Genomic DNA, 20,240 nt, shown 5'->3' with positions numbered 1-20,240 from the left:
CCGCGTGACCGTGTCCTAGGCTGGGCACACTCGCGACCTGCACGCGCTGCGAGTTGACCCGGAGCACAGGGAGTTGCCATGACCCAAGACACGTCGGGACGGTCCGCAAGCGCCGAAGAGACGCGCTCTCCGGAGTTCCACCCCTACCACCACCCCGCGGCAGGCTGGGGCGCCGCCAAGAGCGTGTCCCGCTTCGTGATACGCGAGGGCGAGTTCGTGGACGGCCCGCGGGCCATACGCAAGATGAACCACGAGGACAAGGGTTTCGACTGCCCCGGCTGCGCCTGGCCCGACGACCTCAAGGGTCTCAAGCTCGACATCTGCGAGAACGGCATCAAGCACGTCACGTGGGAGATGACCCGCAAGCGCGTGGACCCCGAATTCTTCGCCGCGCACACCGTCTCCGAGCTGGCCACGTGGAGCGACGCCGCCCTGGAGGACCAGGGCCGCCTGACGCACCCGATGCGCTACGACGCGGACACCGACACCTACGTCCCCGTCTCCTGGCAGGAGGCGTTCGACCTCGTCGGCAGCACCCTGCGCGGGCTCGACAACCCGAACCAGGCGGCGTACTACACCTCCGGGCGCCTGGGCAACGAGGCAACCTTCCTCTACCAGTTGATGGCCCGTGAGCTGGGCACCAACAACCTGCCCGACTGCTCCAACATGTGCCACGAGGCATCCGGCCGCGCCCTCCAGGCGGCGCTCGGCACCGGCAAGGGCACCGCCGACCTCAAGGACTGGGAGGTCACCGACGCCCTGTTCATCCTCGGCGTCAACGCCGCCTCCAACGCGCCCCGGATGCTCACCTCGCTGGCCGAGGCGTACAAGCGCGGCGCGCAGATCGTGCACATCAACCCGCTCGTCGAGGCCGCCGCCCGCCGCACGATCATCCCGCACGACTTCGTGGACATGGCGCTGTTCAAGTCCACCCCCACCAGCACGCTCAACCTCCAGCCGAGGATCGGCGGCGACATGGCGCTGCTGCGCGGCATGGCGAAGGCGATCATCGCCGAGTCGGAGACCGACCCCAAGGCGCTGGACCGGGAGTTCATCGAGCGGCACACCAGCGGCTTCGCGGCGTACCGGGCGCTGGTCGAGGCGACGACCTGGAAGGAGATCGAGGAGCAGAGCGGTCTCACCCAGGCCCAGGTCGAGCAGGCGGCGCGCGTCTACTGCGACGCCGACCGCTCCATCTTCAGTTGGTGCCTCGGCGTCACCCAGCACGAGCACGGGGTCGACACCGTCCGCGAGATCGTCAACGTCCTGCTGCTGCGCGGCAACCTCGGGCGCGAGGGCGCGGGTCCCTCCCCGGTGCGCGGGCACAGCAACGTGCAGGGCAACCGCACCTGCGGCATCGACCACCGGCCGTCCAAGGAGTTCCTGGACCGCCTCGCCACCGCCTGCGGGATCGACCCGCCCCGCGAGCACGGTCTCGACACCGTGGGCACCATCGAGGCGATGCACGCCGGTGACGTGAAGGTCTTCGTGGGCATGGGCGGCAACTTCGCGCTCGCCGCGCCGGACACGCCGTACACCTTCGACGCGCTGCGCCGGTGCGAGCTGACCGTGCAGGTCAGCACCAAGCTCAACCGCAGCCACCTGGTCCACGGCAGGCAGGCGCTCATCCTGCCCTGCCTCGGCCGCACCGAGAAGGACAGCCAGACGGCGGGCGAGCAGTCGACCTCGGTCGAGGACGCGATGAGCATGGTCCACCTCTCGCGCGGCATGAAGCGCCCCGCCTCCCCGCATCTGCTCTCCGAGCCCGCGATCATCGCCGGGATGGCCCGGGCCGCGCTCCCCGACAGTGCCACCCCCTGGGAGTCGTACGTCGAGGACTACGACCGCATCCGCGACACCATGGCGAAGGCGCTGGAGGGCTTCGAGGACTTCAACCGCCGGGTCCGCCTGCCGCTGGGCTTCCGCATCAAGCAGCCCGCCCGCGAGCTGGTCTTCCGCACCCCGACCGAGCGGGCGGAGTTCTCCGCTGCCGAACTGCCCGACGTGGTGCCCGCGGCCGGGATGCTCAAGCTGGGCACGATGCGCTCCCACGACCAGTGGAACACCACGATCTACTCGGACGACGACCGCTACCGGGGCATCAAGAACCTGCGCACGCTCATCTTCATGAACGAGGACGACATGAGCGAGCGCGGTCTGAAGCTCTTCGACGAGGTCGACATCACCAGCGTCGCCAAGGACGGCAGCACCCGCAGCCTCTACCGCTACAAGGCGGTGCCCTACGACATCCCGCAGGGCTGCGCGGCGGGGTACATGCCGGAGATGAACGTGCTGTGCGCCATCGGCGACTACAGCACGCAGAGCGACCAGCCGCTGATGAAGAACGTCAACGTGCGGGTGGTCCCGGCCGCTCCGGCGAAGTAGCTTCGAGGCGCGCGCGACCGGTTCCCGTGGCGGGACCGGTCGCGCCGTGCCGTACGAGGGCTGCCGTACGCGTGGCGTTCGCCGCCGCGCCGTCAGCCGCCGAGTTGGATGGTGCGGCGGGTCTGCGCGCCCGTCTTGGGCAGCAGGACCGTCAGCACGCCGTCGGAGAGGTCCGCCTGCACGCCGTCCACGTTGACGTCGCCGGGCACGCGGACGCCGTAGGAGAAGGTGCCCGACCTGCGGCGCAGCGCGTTGGTGCCCTCGGTGTCGTCGAGCCTGCCGTGGATGTGCAGCTCCCGGCCGTCCACCTCGACGCTGACCTGCTCGCGCGGGATGCCGGGGAGTTCGGCGCGCACCAGATAGGCGTCGCCCGCGTCCTCCTCCTCGACCAGCGGCATCCAGTGCCGTGCCGGGCTCTCCGGCTGCGCGGACTGCTCCACCAGGCGGCTGACCTCGCCCCAGAGCTGCTGGAGTTCCACCACGGGATCGTGACCGGCCCACCAGGCCGACCTCGCGGTCCTGGCGTCGCCCGCTCGTTCGTCCATGCCCTGTCTCCGATTCTTCTCCTCGGCTCCCTGCGCATGTCGAGTGTCATCCATAAGAGAGGAGAAGGCATCCCGAGAAGTCCGTGAAAAGGCCGGGGAAAGCGGTGTGGAAAACCCCCCGGAGCCCTTGCGGGAGCCCGCCGGGCTCCGGTTGCGGCGCACTGGACATCGCGGTTCAGTGAAAACCTGATCCGTCGCGCACCAGGAGCTGCCATGTCGATGTCGTTCGGCTCACCGTTCGGTTCGTCCGACCCATTCAGCGACCTGCTGAATCGGTTCTTCGGGATGTCGCCGGCGTCCTCGCCCCCAGCAGTCCAGCGCGTCCCCATCGGCCGGCTCCTGACCGAGTCCTCGCAGGAACTGCTCAACCTTGCGGCGCAGCGCGCGGAGGAGGACGGCACCTCCGACCTCGACACCCAGCACCTCCTGTGGGCGGCCACCAAGGTCGAGCCCTCGCGCAGGCTGCTCGCCCAGGCAGGGGTCAACCCCGACAAGCTCGCGCAGACGATCGCCGAGGTCCTCCCCAGCGAGTCCGGCACCCCCTCCGCCGAGCCGGGACTCACCCCCGCCGCCAAGCGCACCCTCGCCGACGCCTTCGCCCAGTCCCAGGCGGCAGGCGTCTCCTACATCGGACCCGAGCACATCCTCGCCGCGCTCCTGGACGACGCCGACTCCGGCGCCGGGCGCCTGCTGTCCGCCGAGGGCGTCGACGGCAGGAAGCTCGCCTCCCGCACCGAGCAGGCGGCCCGGCACGACCAGGGTCGCGCCGGGGGCGGACCCACCAGCACGCTGGACGAGTTCGGGCGCGACCTGACCGAGGAGGCCAAGCAGGGCAAGCTCGACCCGGTGGTCGGACGCGCCGACGAGATCGAGCAGACGGTCGAGATCCTCTCCCGCCGCTCCAAGAACAACCCGGTCCTCATCGGCGAGCCCGGCGTCGGCAAGACCGCCATCGTGGAGGGTCTCGCCCAGCGCATCGTCATCGGGGACGTGCCCGAGACGCTGAAGGACAAGCGGGTCGTCGCCCTCGACATGTCGGGTCTGGTGGCCGGCGCGCAGTACCGCGGCCAGTTCGAGGAGCGCCTGAAGAAGGTCATCGAGGACGTCCAGGCGTCCGAGGGCGAGATCATCCTCTTCATCGACGAGCTGCACACCGTCGTCGGCGCGGGCGCCACCGGCGAGGGCTCGATGGACGCGGGCAACATCCTCAAGCCCGCCCTCGCGCGCGGCGAACTGCACGTGGTGGGCGCGACGACCATCGACGAGTACCGCAGGTACGTCGAGAAGGACGCCGCCCTGGAGCGCCGCTTCCAGCCGGTCATGGTGCCCGAGCCGAGCGTCGCCGAGACGGTGCTGATCCTCGAAGGGCTGCGCGACGCCTACGAGGCGCACCACCAGGTCCGCTTCGAGAACTCGGCGCTGGAAGCGTGCGCCGCTCTCTCCGACCGGTACATCACCGACCGCTTCCTCCCCGACAAGGCGATCGACCTGATGGACCAGGCCGGTGCGCGCGTCCGTCTGCGCAGCGCGGCGCGCTCCACCGAGGTCGTCCGCCGCGAGGACCAGATCGCCAAGCTCCAGCGCGAGCTGGACGAAGCCGTCTCGGGCCAGGACTACGAGCGGGCGAACGAGATCAAGGGCAAGATCGCCGAGGTCGAGGGCGAACTCGCCGGGATCGAGGAGCGTCGCGAGGGCGTCGTCACGGTCACCCCGAACGACATCGCGGACATCGTCTCCCGCCGCACCGGCATCCCCGTCTCCCAGCTCACCGCCAGCGAGAAGGAGCGGCTGCTCAAGCTGGAGGAGGAGATGCACGCGCGGATCGTCGGCCAGAACGAAGCCGTCACCGCCGTCTCCCAGGCGGTGCGCCGCAACCGCGCGGGGATGGGCGACCCCAACCGCCCCGTCGGCTCCTTCCTGTTCCTCGGTCCCACCGGTGTCGGCAAGACCGAGCTGGCCAAGGCTCTCGCCGAGCTGCTCTTCGGCGACGAGGACCGCATGATCCGCTTCGACATGAGCGAGTTCCAGGAGAAGCACACCGTCGCCCGCCTGGTCGGCGCGCCTCCTGGATACGTCGGCTACGAGGAGGCGGGGCAGCTCACCGAGAAGGTCCGCCGCCAGCCGTACAGCGTGGTGCTCTTCGACGAGATCGAGAAGGCGCACCCGGATGTCTTCAGCACGCTGCTGCAGATCCTGGACGACGGGCGCCTGACCGACGGCCAGGGTCGCACCGTCGACTTCCGGCACACCGTCATCATCATGACGTCGAACATCGGCGCCCACCTGATCCTCGCGCACCAGGGCGACGTGTCCGAGATCAAGGACGACCTGCTGGAGGAGCTGCGCGGCCGGTTCCTGCCGGAGTTCCTCAACCGCATCGACGACATCATCATCTTCCACAGCCTCACCGAGACGGACCTCTCGCAGATCGTCGACCACCTGCTGGAGCAGAGCCGGCGCCGCGTGCACGCCCAGGGACTGAACCTGGAGGTCACCGAGGCGGCCAAGAAGCTGCTGATCGCCCACGGTCACCAGCCGGAGTTCGGCGCCCGCCCGCTGCGCCGCACGATCCAGTCGGAGCTGGACAACCGCATCGCCGAGCTGCTGCTCAGCGGCGAGGCGGAGCCGGGCGACACGATCGTCGCCGACGTCCGGGACGACTCGATCCACTTCTCGGTGCGCAAGGGCGACGAGCACGAGGGCGACAAGGGCGACAAGGACAAGCACGCCGAGAAGAAGACGGAGGCGAAGGGCGGCAAGGCGAAGAAGGACGCCGAGCCGGCCGCCAAGAAGACCGCCTCCTCCGGCGGGCGCAAGAAGGACCACAAGGACACCGACCACGAGGAGTCGAAGAAGAGCTGACCGCCCCGGGACCCGCCCTCGCGCGGCGGTCCCCGGCAGGCGCGACCCGGGCGTGACCGGCGCCCGGGTTCTCATCGAGGGAGCACCGATGGCGCACCACCACAAGACGAACAAGGAAGTCGAGGGCAACCCCGACCGCGACCACGGACGCGGGATGCCCCGCCGTCCCGACGAGGAGCGCCTTGAGGAGCGCACCCGGGAGGACGAGCGGGACGTGGGTCTGCCCGTCCGCGAACCCGAGAGCCCCGAGCGCGTCTACGAGCAGGAGCGCGGCGAGATCGACCGCCAGGTGGACCGGGGCGAGATCGAGACCGGTGACGTCACCCGTAAGGAACGCGACCCCTTCCCGCCCTCCGACTACGACGACTGAGCCGCCCCTCGCTCAGGCCGCCGCCCCGAGACATCTCGTCGCGGCGGCCGCGAGCGCGCGGGTCCCGGTGGCGATCGTCGGCTCGATCAGCGCGGGCGCGCAGAACAGGGCGGGAGCCCCGGAGCCGTCCGGCGACGGCTCCGGCATGACCTGCGCGCCGCCCAGCAGCCAGAAGCAGGCGGGGGTGTCGGTGGCCGCGAGCACCCGGCCCATCGCGATGTTCTCCGCGCGCGGACCGGGGCGGACCACCCGCATACCGCGCGCGGTGAACGCGCCGAGCGTCCGCGCGGTGACGAAGGGGTCGTTCCCCATTCCCGGCAGGGAGCACACCTGCCGGATCTCCGGGGGACGGTGCGCCCCGGCGGACAGCGCCTCCAGATGAATGGCCCGTACGATCGCGCTCAATACCCGGGTGCGGACGCTCTCCTGGAATGTGCGCGCGTTTATCAGGAGGTGCGCCTGACCGCACGTCCCGGAATCCCGATCCTCCCCGCTGTGCACGCCATCGGGAAGTGCCGCCAGAACTCCCGCGCTGACCTGGGCGATTTCCGGGTCCCACATTCCGTCGGGAATGCCGCGCAGGCGCCGTGCGATGGCGGTGGCGAGTTCGGTGGGTCCGCAATCGGGACCGGTTCCGTACACGGTCGCACGCAGAATGTCCGAGGCGGCGAAGCGCTGGCCCGGGCGGCAGCCGACCGTGCCCGGCGGCAGCGCGGACAGATGCTGGCCGAGCGCCACGGCGGGTCGTCCGAACCGCTCGTAGAGCCCGTCGCCGAGCAGGGCCTGGGCGCCGCGGCCGGTCTCGGTCGCGGGCTGGAACAGACAGAGCAGCCGGCCGTGCCAGCGCTCGCGCCCGGCGGTGAGGGCGCGCATGGCGCCGAGCAGGCAGACCATGTGCATGTCGTGGCCGTGCGCGTGCATCACGCCGTCGTGCACGGAGGAGTAGGGCACGCCGGTGAGTTCGGTGACCCGCGGCGCGTCCAGACCCGCCGTCAGCAGGACCGTGGGTCCCGGTCCGTTGGCCAGCGTCGCGACCACCCCGGTCCGGCCGACCCGGTCCGTGACGGCGTACCCGAGGCGGGAGCACCGCTCCGCGATCTGGGCGGCGGTGCGGTGCTCCTCGAAGGCGGGCTCGGGGTGGGCGTGCAGCGCGCGGTAGAGACGGGCGAGTCCGGACACCGCCTCGCCCGGGGCGGGGCGCCCCCACCCGTCGTACGCGTGGCCTGCCAAGGCATCACTCCCCGGCTCTCCCCGAGCGATCCGGACATTCAGGGAGAGTCTACGTGAAGCGTCTGACAGTGGGCGGGGCGTGCCCCGGGGGCGGTCAGCCCTGGTCGCCGGGCGCGCCGAGCGAGACCACGACCGCCGTCGCCTTGCCGTCCGGCGCGTCGTACGACACCGTGTCGCCCGCGTGACGGCCGAGCAGCGCCTGTCCCAGCGGGCTGTCGGAGGTCACCAGGCTCTCGTCGCGCGCGTCGGCGATCTCGCCGATGTGCAGCGTCTGCGTCGTGTCGTCGGCGAACCGGATGGTCACGGTCGTGCCGACGCCCACCACGCCCTCCGGCGGCGGACCGGCGAGGTCCGACTGCTTCAGCCGGACCTGCACGTCCTCGATGCGGCCGTCGAGGCGGCGCAACTGGTCGGCGCGCTGCAACTCATCAGCCTGGTCGGCGCGGTCGCCCACCTCCTCGGGGTCCTTCAGCGTCGAGGCCACCAGCGCGCGTTCCTCGCGCAGGTCGGCCAGCTCCTGTTCGAGCGCGTGACGTGCGTCGGCGCTGATGGGCTCGGGGTCACCGGTCATCCCTGCTCCTGAGGTGGTACAGACGGACTGGCTGGACAGGAGAAACCTTAGGTGGGCCGTCAAGTCGCCTGCCAGTCGGCGGCGGTGACCGGTGACCGGCGGGTGTCCTCGGCCCCGTACGCCGGTTCACCCGCCCGGCACCCACGGCCGCTGCCACGGCACCCCGCCCGCCACCAGCGCGTCGGCCTGCGGCGGGCCCCAGGAGCCGGGCGGGTAGGGGTGCACCGGCGGGGGATAGGTCAGCAGCGGCTGCACGATGCGCCAGCACTGCTCCACCACGTCCTGCGGCGCGAAGTAGCGGTCGTCGCCGGTCAGCGCGGCGTACAGCAGCCGCTCGTACGGCGCGAGCGGCGCGCCCAGTTCGCGGGCGAAGATGTTGTCCAGCGGGACCATGCGCCACGCGGAGTTCTCGTCCAGCGCCGACAGTTGCAGCCGCATCCCCGCCTCGGGGTCGATGCGCAGCACGATCTGGTTCCCGGCGACCCGGCACGGATCGGGCAGGAAGTTCAGCGTGGGCGGCTCGCGCAGGATCAGCCGCACCTCGGTCACCCGCACCGGCAGCCGCTTGCCCGCCCGGATGAGGACCGGCACCCCCGCCCAGCGCCAGTTGTCGATGCCGAGACGGAGCGCGGCGTACGTCTCCGTCGTCGAACCCGGCGCCACCCCGGAGATCTCCTGGTAGCCGGTGTACTGGCCGAGCACACAGTCGTGGGCGTCGGCGTCGGGCATCGCGCGCAGCACCTCGACCCGCTTGGCCCACAGGTCGGCAGCGCTGGAGCCGACCGGCGGGTCCATCGTGACCAGCGCGAGGACCAGGAGCAGATGGTTCTGCACCACGTCCCGCACCGCGCCCACGTCGTCGTAGAAGCGGCCGCGCTGTTCCACCCCGAACTCCTCGGCCAGGGTGATCTGCACGGCCGACACGCTGTCGCGGTGCCACACCTCGGCCAGCGCGGAGTTGGCGAACCGCAGATACTCCAGCTCGATCACCGGCTCCTTGCCCAGGAAGTGGTCCACGCGCAGGATCTGCCCCTCGTCAAGGATCTGGGTGAGCTGCCGGTTGAGCGCTTGTGCTGAGGCCAGCCCGTGTCCGAAGGGCTTCTCCAGCGCCACCCGCGCCTGACCGAGCAGCCGCGCGGCGGCGAGCTGGTCCACGATCGGCGTGAACAGCGAGGGCGGGGTCTCCAGATAGAACAACGGGCGCCTGCGACCGCCCAGTTGATCCGCGAGGCGGTGATAGGGGTCCGGACCCTGGAGATCCCCGTGGATATAGCTCAGCCTGCTCGCCAGCCGGTCGAAGACAGCCTCGTTGACGGACGGTTCGGCCGCCTCCACCGCCTCGCGGACCCGCTCCACGAGCTGGGCGCCCGTCAGCTCGCGGCCGGCCAGACCGATCACCGGGCAGTCGAGCAGCCCCCGCCGCTCCAGCCGGTACAGCGCGGGGAACGTCATCTTCTGCGCGAGGTCCCCGGTCACCCCGAAGATCACCAGAGCATCGGCTTCCCACGAACCGGGCATGGGCTCCCGCTCCTCACCGTGGACGCGACCCTTCCTGGCCATCGTCCGTGCCCCGGACCTGGTACGCGACTCGGCCGGGCAGCGGTGGCTCGGTGCGGGGACGGCATGTACGGTGTCCGGACGCGTCGCGCGGTGGCCCGTTCCGCCGTGCGTCCTGACCGAGCCGTCGACAGCCGCAGGAGGTATCCCATGTCCTCGAAGCGCCGCCGTAAGAAGAAGGCCCGCCGCGGCAACGCCGCGAACCACGGCAAGCGGCCTCAGAGCTGACACCGGCCTGAGACGCACGGGCCCGGGCGCCTCTCCCTCGGGGGAGGAACCCGGGCCCTGCCTCATTTCTCTGCCCGATGCCTCAGCTTCGCCCCGCCGGTTCTCTCATCGCGCCGTGACCGCCGCGCGGGTGTCCGAAGCGGTCCTGGAGCGCCGCGTCGATCTCCTCGTACGAGCGGTCCTTGGTCTCGGGGACGAAGCGGGCCACGAACAGCAGACCCAGGAAGCAGATCACCGCGAAGACCAGGAAGGTCTGGCCCTGACCGATCACCGCGGCCACGGGCAGGAACGCCTGGCTGACCACGAAGTTGGCGATCCAGTTGGCGGTCGTCGCCGTGCTCGAACCGAGCGCGCGCACCCGGGGCGGGAAGACCTCGCCGACCAGCACCCAGAAGATCGGGCCGAGCCCGCCCGCGTACGCGGCGATGTACAGGATCATGCACACCAGGGACAGCTCGGAGTTCCAGCCCGCGATGAAGCTCAGCCCGAGCAGCGCCACCAGGAGCGCCATCCCGGCCAGCGAGACCAGCAGCAGCGTGCGGCGGCCCGCGCGGTCGATCAGCTTCGTGGCCAGGATCGTCATCAGCAGGTTGATCACGCCGATGAACACCGAGTAGAAGATCGAGTTCGAGGCGCTCAGACCCGTTTTCTCGATGATCGTCGGGGCGTAGTAGATGATCGTGTTGATGCCGCCGAACTGCTGGATCACGGCCATCGCCAGGCCCACGACCAGGGCGGGACGCACGCCCGGCGTGAGCAGCGTGCGCCAGCCCACCGGGCGCTCCGGCTCCTCGCCCGGCTTGCGGCGCGGACCCGGCACCTCGTTGCGCAGCCGGGCCACCACCCGGGACGCGTCCTCGGGCGGCAGCACCCGGCCCAGCACCTCGCGCGCCTGCCGCCAGCGGCCCCGGCGCACCAGCCAGGGCAGCGACTCCGGCACCACCAGCAGACAGCACAGGGTCAGCACGGTCGCCGGGACCGCGCCGAGCGCGAACATCAGCCGCCAGTCGCGGCTGCCCGCGAACGCCAGGTCCACGAGGTACGACACCAGGATGCCGACCGTGATCATGAGCTGGTTGGCGCTGAGCACCCGGCCCCGGACGCGGGTGGGGGAGATCTCCGAGAGGTACACCGGCACGGTCGCCGAGGCGGCGCCCACCGCCAGACCGAGCACCACGCGGCCGATCAGCAGGGTCCAGTACGCGGGCGCCGTCGCCGCGATGGCCGTACCCACCAGGAAGACCGCGCCTTCGAGGGCGACCGCCTTCCGGCGCCCGATCGCGTCCGCGAGGCGCCCCGCGCACAGCGCGCCCACCATCGCGCCGATCAGCAGGACGCTGACGATCGTGCCCTGTTCGGTGGGGGAGAGACGGAAGTCGTCGGTCACGAACAGCAGCGCGCCGGAGACGACACCGGTGTCGTAGCCGAACAGGAAACCGCCGACGGCGATCATCGCCGCCCACCGGTAGATCCTCCGCATCCCCTCGGGCGGCACCTCGGTGACCGGCCCGTGCGTCCCCGGTTCGCGGGAGAACCCCTGCATCTGCGCGTCCCCTCGTCCGGCGTGTCCTCAGAGTGCGTCCCGGGTGTGGGCCGGGTGGCGGTGCGGGCAAGGTCTTCCGCGCCGGACCGCCGGGGAAACGGGCGCGGACCTGGGCGGGTACGCCTTTCGCCCGGACGGACGGCAGCGCTGGCCGGGGCGTCGAGTGCCGTCGAGACTGGACGGCGAGCACCGGCCCAGGCCGTCCCGGGACCGGCCCCGTCCGGGCCGCACCCGCGCGTGCGCCGCCACGCCGGGACGTCCCGCACCGAAGGGGATTACTGTCCGGCTATGAGCGAACAGGGTGAACCCGAGCAGGAACCCGGGACGAACGCGCGCAAGGGCCCCTACCTGGACGCGCGGGTGGGCTCGGCGGCCGGTCCGGGCGCGGGCGGATCGACGTTCACGGTGCTGGTGGCAGCCGCCGCCAACCTCGGCGTCGCGCTCGCCAAGGCCGTCGCCGGTGTCCTCAGCGGGTCCAGCGCGATGCTGGCCGAGGCCGGGCACTCCGCCGCCGACACCGTCACCGAGGGGCTGCTGTTCGTCGCCCTCAAACGCAGCCGGAAACCGGCCGACGAGGACCATCCCCTCGGCTACGGTCCCGAGCGGTACATCTGGGCGCTGCTCGCCTCCGTCGCCACCTTCGTCGGCGGTGGCGTCTTCGCCCTCTACGACGGCATCCACGCCCTCACCCACGGCGAGAAGCCGGGCAACCCGCTGATCTCCTACATCGTGCTCGCGGTCGCCTTCGTCCTGGAGGGGCTCTCCCTGCGCACCGGTCTGAGGCAGGCCACCGGACGCGCCGAGCACTTCCGCGTGCCCATCCTGCGCTACCTCCAGCACACCCCCGACACGGCGGTCAAGGCCGTCGTCATGGAGGACTCCGCCGCCCTCATCGGCCTGATCCTCGCCGCGCTCGGTCTCCTCGGCGGCCAGCTCACCGGCTCCGGCGTCTGGGACGGCGTCGCGTCCATCCTCATCGGTGTCCTGCTGATCATCGTCGCCTGGGTCCTCGGCCGCGCCAACACTGAACTCCTCGTCGGCCGCGCCCTGCCCAAACCGATGCGGGACGCCGTGCGGCGCGAACTGCTCTCCGTCGACGCCGTCCAGGAGGTCCTGGAACTGACCACCATGGTCCAGGGCCCCGGCGAGATCCTCATCGCCGCGAAGATCGACTTCCGCGACGTCTCCACCTCCAGCCAGATCGAATGGGCCTGCGAGGAGGCGGAGACGCGCCTGCGCACCTTGATTCCGGCGGTGAAGCGGGTGTACCTGGACCCGACGCCACCGCGCACGCCTGCACCTCCGGCGGTTTGACGGGTGGGGTGGGACCGGTCTGCCGCCTGTAGGGCAAGTGAGGCTCATACCTTGGAGGTTGAGTCGGGCTGATCTGTCACCTCCGTTGGTTTTGGGTGGTGTGGGGCGGCCAACGTGGGGGCGCGCATCGACGGCGGCCGGGCCGCTGGCCCGCGCTCGCGGCTGGGGCGGTGGAGTGCCCGGCTCGCGTCGGTCGCCCCGGCAGCGGGCAGCCGCGTCGGTCCCGGACGTGCCCTGTCTCCGAGGGGACGGTATGCCGGTCGGAGTCTCGGGCTGGGGACGGCGGCAGTGGGTTCCATCGGTCTCGGGCAGTCCCGCTTTCCCGGCCGGGAGCGGCGCTGTTCCTGCCGGGCCCGGGGTCGACACCAGCCGGGCGGCTGCGGTTCACCGTGCCCCGTCCCGGTCGTGCCGTCTCGGTTCATGCCCGACCCCCGCCCGCGTGGGAGCGACCCCTGGCGGGTCATGCCGTCGTACACCACGCGTGGGGGGCGCCCGCCGGGACCGGCACCCGCCCCCGTCACGCCGGGCGCGGCACCATGCGGGACAGGCCGCGGCGGTCGTAGTAGCGGGTGGCGGTGAAGCCGAAGATGAGGGCTACGGCGAAGCCGATGGCGATCATCTGCCAGCCTCGGTCGAGGCCGGCGTCGGCGCGGGCGTCGAAGTAGAGGATCGCGCGGACGCCGGAGGCGAGTTGGCGCATGGGCTCGAAGGCGCCGAGGAAGCGGTAGAAGCCGGGGACCGCTTCCAGGGGGACCGTGGCGCCGGAGGAGGGGAGGGCGAAGGCGATGAAGACGAACATCGAGACGAGCTGCCCAAGGGTGCCGAACGCGGCGTTGATGGCCTGGACGCCGAGGCCGACGGCGAGCGTCGCGCAGTAGGAGAAGATCCACAGCAGTCCCGGGTGCGGGGCGTCCATGCCCAGCACGCCGATCGTCGCCAACATGATCAGCGAGGTGGTGAGCAGGGAAAGTCCCGCCGTCATGACCATCTTGAGCACCAGCATCTGGGTCCGGCTGATCGGGACCGTCGGCCTGCGCGAGTGCCAGGGACCGATCTCGCTGTCCGCGTAGCCGAGCGCGCTGTCGACCGTGTTGTGGATGATGTTGCCGCCGATGAACCCCGAAAGCACCAGCAGCAGCGCGTAGTAGAAGGCGCTGAGACCGAGCCCGCTGTGCGCCCCGATGGGATGGCCGACGGCGGTACGGACCTCCACCGGGTCGGCGATCAGCACCCGCGTGGACGCGCTCTCGCCCCGCACCGCCGGGGAGGCGGAGAGCTGCTTGCCGACCGACAGCGAGATCTGGTGCGCCGCCCGCTGCGTGATCTGGCTCGCCAGCGAGGAGGCCAGGCTGCCCACGCCGGGGTTGGTCAGCACGGTGAGCGTCGGCCGCTTCGCCGCGCGGGAGGTGGGCAGCGCGCCCACCGTGTCCGTGAAGTCGGCCGGGATCACCAGCGCGCCGTAGATCCGCCCGGTGTCCAGCCGCTCCTGCGCCTGCGCCCGGGTCAGCTTCAGCCAGCGCACCTCGCCGCCCTGCGTGGACGCGAGCACGGAGCGGGTCGCCTGCGCGCCGAGGCTGGCGGTCTGCCCCGGCAGCGGCTTGCCGGTGTCCTCGTCGACCACCGCGACCGGCAGCCGGTGCAGGCTCCCGGTGGGGGTGAGGATGCCGCCCATGTAAAGAAGGGAGAGGAGCAGCGACACCAGCCCGGTCATCACGGCCGGAACGATCCACAGCTTGCCCTTGCGCAGCAACCGGCTCGCGGTAAGCCGGTGGACGGAGGGGCGCGAAGGCTTCCCGGAGGCCATACAACTCCAAGGTCGGGGCGGCGGACGACGCACGGGACGGCCCGCGCGCAGACGACGATAGAGCGCGTGCGGACGAACCGGACGACACGACACTTCTCGCCACTTCTCGCCTGCGAGGGCGCACGCCTCCCGCCGCCCCACCGCCGTCGCCGGGGTCGCCCGCCTCCGTAGCCGGGGACGCCCGCCTCCTTCCGGGTGACCGGACGGGTCCGACCTCGTAGGGTTCCCGTACCGCGCCCGTACGACGGTGCCCCGCGGCACCCGGCGAGCGCGCCCCGCGAGCGAAGGGACACCCCGGCCCCGTGACCTCTCCACGCCTGCCTCCCCTGCCGTTCGTCGTGATCGGCAACACCAACCTCGGCCGCCGGGTCTGCGCGACCCTCCAGGAACGCGGCAACACGGTCACCCACCTGACCAAGCCCGGCGACCGGGAACTGCGCGCCGCGCTCGCGGACGGCGCCGAGGGCGTCGCGATCCTGCTGCACGACGACGTCGCGGCCCTGCGCTACGCGCTCGCCGTCGCCCACCTGGTGCCCAGCGCCCCCATCGTCGCCACCGTCTTCGACCGGACCGTCTCCGACGAACTCGAACGCCTGCTGCCCCAGTGCGACGTGACCTCGCCCGCCGACCTCGCCGCCCCCGCGCTCGCCGGACCCTGCGTCGACCCGGCCAACCTCGCCCTGGAGCGCTCCGGCGAACGGCTGCGCGCCGTACGCGCCCGCGACGGCGTGCCCTGCCTGGAGGAGTGGCTGCCCCACCGGCGCGGTACGGCACACCGCGTGGGACGCCTCGCCGGTCAGCTCCGGCCGTACGACGCGGGCGCCCGGCTGCTGCTCATCGGGCTGTTCGGCATCCTCGCCGTCCTCGCGGGCGACTGGTCCTGGATGGTCGCGCACGACCATCCGCCCGCCGAGGCGTTCTTCCACGCCGCCCGCGTCGTCGCCGGGGTGGGACCCGCGACGGCGGGCGAGGACGAGACCGGCTACGAGATCGCCTCCGGGCTCGCGATGCTCGCCACCCTCGTCTTCAGCGCCCTGTTCACCGCCGGGATCATCGAGCGGATGCTCGGCCTGAAACTGATCGGGCTCATCGGCCCGCGCACCCTGCCCCGCTCCGGACACGTCATCGTCGTCGGCATGGGGCAGGTCGGCATGCGGCTCGCCGCCGAACTCCAGCGGCTCGGCATCCCCGTCGTCGGCGTCGAACGCGACCCGCACGCCACGACCGCGCGCCTCGCCCGCTCCCTCGGCATCCCCGTCATGACCGGCCACGGCGGCGACCGCGCCGTCCTCGAACGGCTGCGCCTCGGCCACGCCCGCGCGCTCGCCGCCGTCGGCTCGGACGACCTCGACAACATCGCCGTCGCCATCGCCGCCCACGGCGTCGCCCCCGGCACCCGCATCGTCGTCCGCGCCGGGGAGCACGAGGCCATCGCGGAGACCCGCTCCCTGCTCCCGATGGGCACCGTCCGCGACGTCACCAGCCTCGCCGCCGCCTACGTCCTCGCCCGGCTGCTGCGCGAACCGGTCACCGGAGTGGTCGCGCACCAGCACGGCATCTGCCTCCAGACGGACGAGGAGACCTTCGTCCCCTTCCCCCTCACCTCCCGCGACCACTGCCCCCACCCGGGCGGCACCGCGTCCGCCCCGGAGGCACCCGCCCCGCACCACTGAGCGGCACAGGGCGCGCCTCCTCGGGCGGTGCGCGCGGCGGAGAGCCCGAAGACTGGGGGAGGACCGCTTCTCCCGACGGAAGGATCTCCCCATGGGTCTGCTGCACCGCAAGGATCTCGGGCTCCTCGCCCTGCGCCTGGGCACCGGTGGCGTCCTGGCCGCGCACGGCGCGCAGAAGCTCTTCGGCTGGTTCGGCGGGGGCGGGATCGAGGGCACCGCCCAGGCGATGGAGGCCATGGGCTACAAGCCCGGCAAGCCGAGCGCCATCGCCTCCGGGCTCACCGAGGGCGGCGGCGGTCTGCTGCTCGCGCTCGGTCTTGCCACCCCGGCTGCCGGTGCCGCGGTGGCGGGCGGCATGTCGGGCGCCGTCGCCGTGCACCGCAAGTCCGGGTTCTTCATCACCTCCGGCGGCTACGAATATCCCGCCTACCTCGGATTCGTCGCGGCGACCGTCGGTCTGTTCGGACCGGGCCGCTATTCCCTGGACCGACTCATCGGCTACCGCCTCGACCGGCCCGCCCTGATCGCGCTCTCCTTCCTGGCGAGCGGCGCCGCCGCTGCCGTGGTCGTGGGACGCCGGGAGCGGGCGGTGTCGGAGGAGGCGAAGGAGAGCGCACGGGCGGCGGCGCGGGCGAGCGCGGCGGCGACGGAGTAGGCATCTGCTCGCGCACCGGTCACGGGTGAGTCGCACATGCGAGCATAAAGAGCGAAAAGCCTCGAATATGCGACGAAGGACCCGGCTTTCCAGGTCGGGTCCTTCGCATTTCCGCCATTCGTCCTCGGGCTTTCGACCGATTCTCAACGTGCCTTCACGGCAAGGGAGTTGAGTTTATGCCCCGAATTCCCCGGCTATTGCGCGTCGCGTGGCGGGGGGTCTTTCACCGGCATAGTCTGGCTTAAAGCGCCATATATGGGATATGGATGCCTGCCCAACGGCGGAAGGGTGAGAGCCTTGAGCACCTTGGACGAAGAACAGTCAAAGATGATGGAAGCGGAGTCGGATCTCGAACCCCGCGTGGGCCCGATCCCCAAAGGGGAGCCGTACTTCCACCCCTACCATCACCCCGCCGCGGGCTGGGGCGCCGCCACGAGCGTGACCAAGTTCCTGCTGCGCGAGGGCACGCTGGTCGAGGGCCCACGGGCGATCATGAAGATGAACCACGAGAACGGTGGTTTCGACTGTCCCGGATGCGCCTGGCCCGATGACACCAAGGGTCTGAAACTCGACATCTGCGAGAACGGCATCAAGCACGTCACGTGGGAGCTGACCCACAAACGCGCGGGGCGGGAACTCTTCGCCCGCCACACGGTGAGCGAGATGCACGAGTGGAGCGACTACAAGCTGGAGGACCAGGGGCGCCTCACCGAGCCCATGGTCTACGACGCGGCCACCGACCACTACGTCCCGATCTCCTGGCACGACGCCTTCGAACTCGTCGGGCGCCATCTGCGCAACCTGGAGAACCCGAACCAGGCGTCGTACTACACCTCCGGACGCCTCGGCAACGAGGCGACCTTCCTGTACCAGCTCATGGCGCGCGAGCTGGGCACCAACAACCTGCCCGACTGCTCCAACATGTGCCACGAGGCGAGCGGTCGCGCCCTGCAGGCGTCCCTCGGCACCGGCAAGGGCACCGTCGACCTCAAGGACTGGGAGGCCACCGACGCGCTGTTCATCATCGGCGTGAACGTCGCCTCCAACGCGCCCCGGATGCTGACCTCGCTCACCGAGGCGTTCGACCGCGGTGCGCAGGTCGTGCACATCAACCCGTTCATCGAGGCGGGCGCGACCAAGGCGATCATCCCGCACGACTTCCTGGACATGGCCACGTTCCACGCCACGCGGACCAGCACGCTGGACCTCCAGCCGCGGGTCGGCGGCGACATGGCGCTGCTGCGCGGTATGGCCAAGGCAGTGCTGGAGCAGGCGAAGACCGATCCCAAGGCGATCGACAAGCTGTTCATCGACCGCCACACCGCGGGCTTCGAGGAGTACCGCGCGCTGTGCGAGGCGACTCCGTGGGAGGAACTGGAGCGGCAGTCCGGGCTCAGCCGTGCCGACATCCTCAAGACGGCGCGGATCTACACCGACGCCGACCGCTCGATCATCAGTTGGTGCCTCGGCGTCACCCAGCACGAGCACAGCGTCGACACGGTCCGCGAGATCGTGAACCTGCTGCTGCTCCGCGGCAACCTCGGTCGCGAGGGCGCCGGTCCGTCCCCCGTGCGCGGGCACAGCAACGTGCAGGGCAACCGCACCTGCGGCATCGACCACCGTCCGGAGCCGGAGTTCCTGGACCGGCTGGCCGAGGTCTGCAAGATCAACCCGCCGCGCGACCACGGGCTCGACACCGTCGGCACGCTCCAGGCGATGAACCGGGGCGACGTCAAGGTGTTCATCGGCATGGGCGGCAACTTCGCCCTCGCCGTGCCGGACTCGCCGTTCAGCTACGAGGCGCTGCGCAACTGCGACCTCACGGTCCAGGTCAGCACCAAGCTGAACCGCAGTCACGTGGTGCACGGCAAGGAGGCGCTGATCCTTCCGTGCCTCGCCCGCACCGACAAGGACCACCAGCGCAACGGCGTCCAGAGCACCTCCGTCGAGGACTCGATGTCCATGGTGCACCTGTCGGTCGGCATGAAGCGGCCCGCCTCCAAGCATCTGCTGTCGGAGCCCGCGATCATCTCCGGCATGGCACGTGCGGCGCTGCCCGCGAGCCCCACGCCGTGGGAGTGGTACATCGAGGACTACGACCGCATCCGGGACACCATGTCCGAGGTGCTCGACGGGTTCGAGGACTTCAACCGCCGGGTGCGGCTGCCGCTGGGCTTCCGCATCAAGCAGCCCGCCCGCGAGCTGATCTTCCTCACGGAGTCCGGCAAGGCGGAGTTCTCCCACGCGCCGCTGCCGGACGTGGTCCCGCCGCCCGGGATGCTGATGCTGGGCACCATGCGGTCGCACGACCAGTGGAACACCACGATCTACTCGGACAACGACCGCTACCGGGGCATCAAGAACCTGCGCGAACTCGTCTTCATGAACGAGGACGACATGCGTGAGCGCGGGATCTCGGAGTTCGACCCGGTGAACATCGTCTCCACGGCGAAGGACGGCAGCCACCGCTACCTCGACGGCTACCTCGCCATCCCGTACGACATGCCCCGCGGTTGCGCGGCCGGCTACATGCCCGAGATGAACGTCCTCATCGCCCTGTGCGACTACAGCACCCAGAGCGACCAGCCCCTCATGAAGCAGGTCAGGGTCCACATCACCCCGGCGACCTGAACCCTCCGCAACGAACAAGTGGCCCCCTTCTGGTGAGGGGGGTCACTTGCTGTGCGGGGGCGTGGGGGAGCGGTGCGCGCGGGCTGTCGTGTGCCTGCACCTCCGGCCCGCGTCCGGTGCCCCCGGCCCCTCCGGTGACGGGCTGCTCTGAAGGGCGCCACCGCTCCGCCGCCGGCCCCCGACGCCCCTTCCCGGTCGCGGAGCTGCCTTGGTGGCCGCCACCGCTCCGCCGACGTCCGATGTCCGGGTGCCGCGGCTGGCCCGGGGGCTGGATCGCCATCGGGGCGCCTTGGCGCGGCAATCCGGCGTGCCAAGGATCCCTTGTTTCGCAGGGGGTCAGCCCCTATCGGTCCCGGCTTCCCTAGTGGACGTTTGCCGACTCCGCCGACCACCGCCTGGGCGCCGCGCACGTCCTCGGCATTGGACACGGCAGGCCACCGCCGCCCCGTGCCGGGTCGGCCCCCACGCGATCGCTAGTGGCGCGGCACGTTACGACAACCCGGCACGCCGAGGTTCCCCTGCTTCGAAGCGGAATTGGGGAAGCCCCTCCGGGCGCTGCCGCGCCTCCCGCACCCGGCTGCCCGGGCCTCGCGGTCGGCCTCGGCGTGGGAGGCGGCAGCCCGCCGCCATGTGCCGGTCGTGGGCGCTGCCGCGCCGTGCGGTGCCCGCCTGCCTGGGCGTCGCGGTCGGTCCTGGTGCGGATGTGGCAGGCCGCTGCTGTGCCGGGTCGGCCGGGTGTGGCAGCCGCTGGCGCCGTCGGTGGCCGCCGTCCGGGCCTCGCGGTCGGCCTCGGCATGGGAGGCGGCAGCCCGCCGCCATGTGCCGGTCGTGGGCGCTGCCGCGCCGTGCGGTGCCCGCCTGCCTGGGCGTCG

14 protein-coding genes are annotated in these 20,240 nt (G+C 71.3%); 8 read left to right on the top strand and 6 right to left on the bottom strand.

The window, feature by feature from the left end:
• Positions 1 to 78 precede the first annotated feature (78 nt).
• On the top strand, positions 79 to 2,385 hold the full coding sequence (locus IF655_RS29680; RefSeq protein ID WP_199588251.1) for an FdhF/YdeP family oxidoreductase: 2,307 nt from the start codon (positions 79 to 81) through the stop codon (positions 2,383 to 2,385).
• A gap of 92 nt (positions 2,386 to 2,477) precedes the next feature.
• Here IF655_RS29680 and IF655_RS29675 read toward each other — a convergent pair whose 3' ends face one another.
• Positions 2,478 to 2,930 (bottom strand): Hsp20/alpha crystallin family protein, encoded by a 453-nt coding sequence (locus IF655_RS29675; RefSeq protein ID WP_199588250.1) that lies wholly within the window; start codon positions 2,928 to 2,930, stop codon positions 2,478 to 2,480.
• A gap of 213 nt (positions 2,931 to 3,143) precedes the next feature.
• Between IF655_RS29675 and IF655_RS29670 the strand changes: the two genes are divergently transcribed.
• Positions 3,144 to 5,792: an ATP-dependent Clp protease ATP-binding subunit gene (locus IF655_RS29670; RefSeq protein ID WP_199588249.1), complete on the top strand. Its 2,649-nt coding sequence runs from the start codon at positions 3,144 to 3,146 to the stop codon at positions 5,790 to 5,792.
• A gap of 88 nt (positions 5,793 to 5,880) precedes the next feature.
• Positions 5,881 to 6,162 carry a hypothetical protein gene (locus tag IF655_RS29665; RefSeq protein WP_199588248.1) on the top strand — a complete coding sequence of 94 codons (282 nt, stop codon included), beginning with the start codon at positions 5,881 to 5,883 and terminating at the stop codon, positions 6,160 to 6,162.
• 12 nt (positions 6,163 to 6,174) lie between these two features.
• On the opposite strand, the gene IF655_RS29660 is transcribed toward IF655_RS29665, so the two are convergent.
• The 3 genes from IF655_RS29660 to IF655_RS29650 all read right to left on the bottom strand — a co-directional run bounded on the left by IF655_RS29660 (position 6,175) and on the right by IF655_RS29650 (position 9,481).
• Positions 6,175 to 7,392, bottom strand: a complete 1,218-nt coding sequence (locus IF655_RS29660) for a M20/M25/M40 family metallo-hydrolase (RefSeq protein ID WP_199588247.1) — start codon at positions 7,390 to 7,392, stop codon at positions 6,175 to 6,177.
• Between the two features lie 94 nt (positions 7,393 to 7,486).
• Positions 7,487 to 7,963, bottom strand: a complete 477-nt coding sequence (locus tag IF655_RS29655; protein ID WP_199588246.1) for a GreA/GreB family elongation factor — start codon at positions 7,961 to 7,963, stop codon at positions 7,487 to 7,489.
• A gap of 126 nt (positions 7,964 to 8,089) precedes the next feature.
• Positions 8,090 to 9,481: a glucose-6-phosphate dehydrogenase gene (locus tag IF655_RS29650; RefSeq protein WP_199588245.1), complete on the bottom strand. Its 1,392-nt coding sequence runs from the start codon at positions 9,479 to 9,481 to the stop codon at positions 8,090 to 8,092.
• Positions 9,482 to 9,670: 189 nt separating this feature from the next.
• Here IF655_RS29650 and IF655_RS31850 point away from each other — a divergent pair, with 189 nt between their 5' ends.
• A complete protein-coding gene (locus tag IF655_RS31850; protein ID WP_374100450.1) occupies positions 9,671 to 9,748 on the top strand; it encodes a 50S ribosomal protein bL37 in 78 nt (25 codons plus the stop codon).
• 82 nt (positions 9,749 to 9,830) lie between these two features.
• Here the strand turns inward: IF655_RS31850 and IF655_RS29645 are convergent, their stop codons facing one another.
• Complete coding sequence (locus tag IF655_RS29645; RefSeq protein WP_199588244.1) at positions 9,831 to 11,291, bottom strand: sugar porter family MFS transporter; 1,461 nt, start codon at positions 11,289 to 11,291, stop codon at positions 9,831 to 9,833.
• A 288-nt stretch (positions 11,292 to 11,579) separates the two neighbouring features.
• Here IF655_RS29645 and IF655_RS29640 point away from each other — a divergent pair, with 288 nt between their 5' ends.
• Positions 11,580 to 12,605 (top strand): cation diffusion facilitator family transporter, encoded by a 1,026-nt coding sequence (locus IF655_RS29640; protein ID WP_242488992.1) that lies wholly within the window; start codon positions 11,580 to 11,582, stop codon positions 12,603 to 12,605.
• Positions 12,606 to 13,122: 517 nt separating this feature from the next.
• Here IF655_RS29640 and IF655_RS29635 read toward each other — a convergent pair.
• Positions 13,123 to 14,409, bottom strand: coding sequence for a YhgE/Pip domain-containing protein (locus IF655_RS29635; RefSeq protein WP_199588243.1), 1,287 nt, complete (start codon positions 14,407 to 14,409; stop codon positions 13,123 to 13,125).
• 302 nt (positions 14,410 to 14,711) lie between these two features.
• Between IF655_RS29635 and IF655_RS29630 the strand changes: the two genes are divergently transcribed.
• From IF655_RS29630 to IF655_RS29620, 3 genes are all read left to right on the top strand, one after another.
• On the top strand, positions 14,712 to 16,082 hold the full coding sequence (locus IF655_RS29630; protein ID WP_199588242.1) for a TrkA family potassium uptake protein: 1,371 nt from the start codon (positions 14,712 to 14,714) through the stop codon (positions 16,080 to 16,082).
• A gap of 91 nt (positions 16,083 to 16,173) precedes the next feature.
• A complete protein-coding gene (locus tag IF655_RS29625; protein ID WP_199588241.1) occupies positions 16,174 to 16,737 on the top strand; it encodes a DoxX family protein in 564 nt (187 codons plus the stop codon).
• A gap of 327 nt (positions 16,738 to 17,064) precedes the next feature.
• Positions 17,065 to 19,368, top strand: coding sequence for an FdhF/YdeP family oxidoreductase (locus IF655_RS29620; protein WP_199588282.1), 2,304 nt, complete (start codon positions 17,065 to 17,067; stop codon positions 19,366 to 19,368).
• The last annotated feature ends 872 nt before the right edge of the window (positions 19,369 to 20,240 follow it).

The sequence above is a fragment of the Streptomyces sp. DSM 110735 genome (assembly GCF_016482685.1).
Lineage (GTDB): Bacteria > Actinomycetota > Actinomycetes > Streptomycetales > Streptomycetaceae > Streptomyces.
The sequence above is the reverse complement of the archived record's forward strand: the minus strand, read 5'-3'. Positions and strand labels throughout refer to the sequence as shown.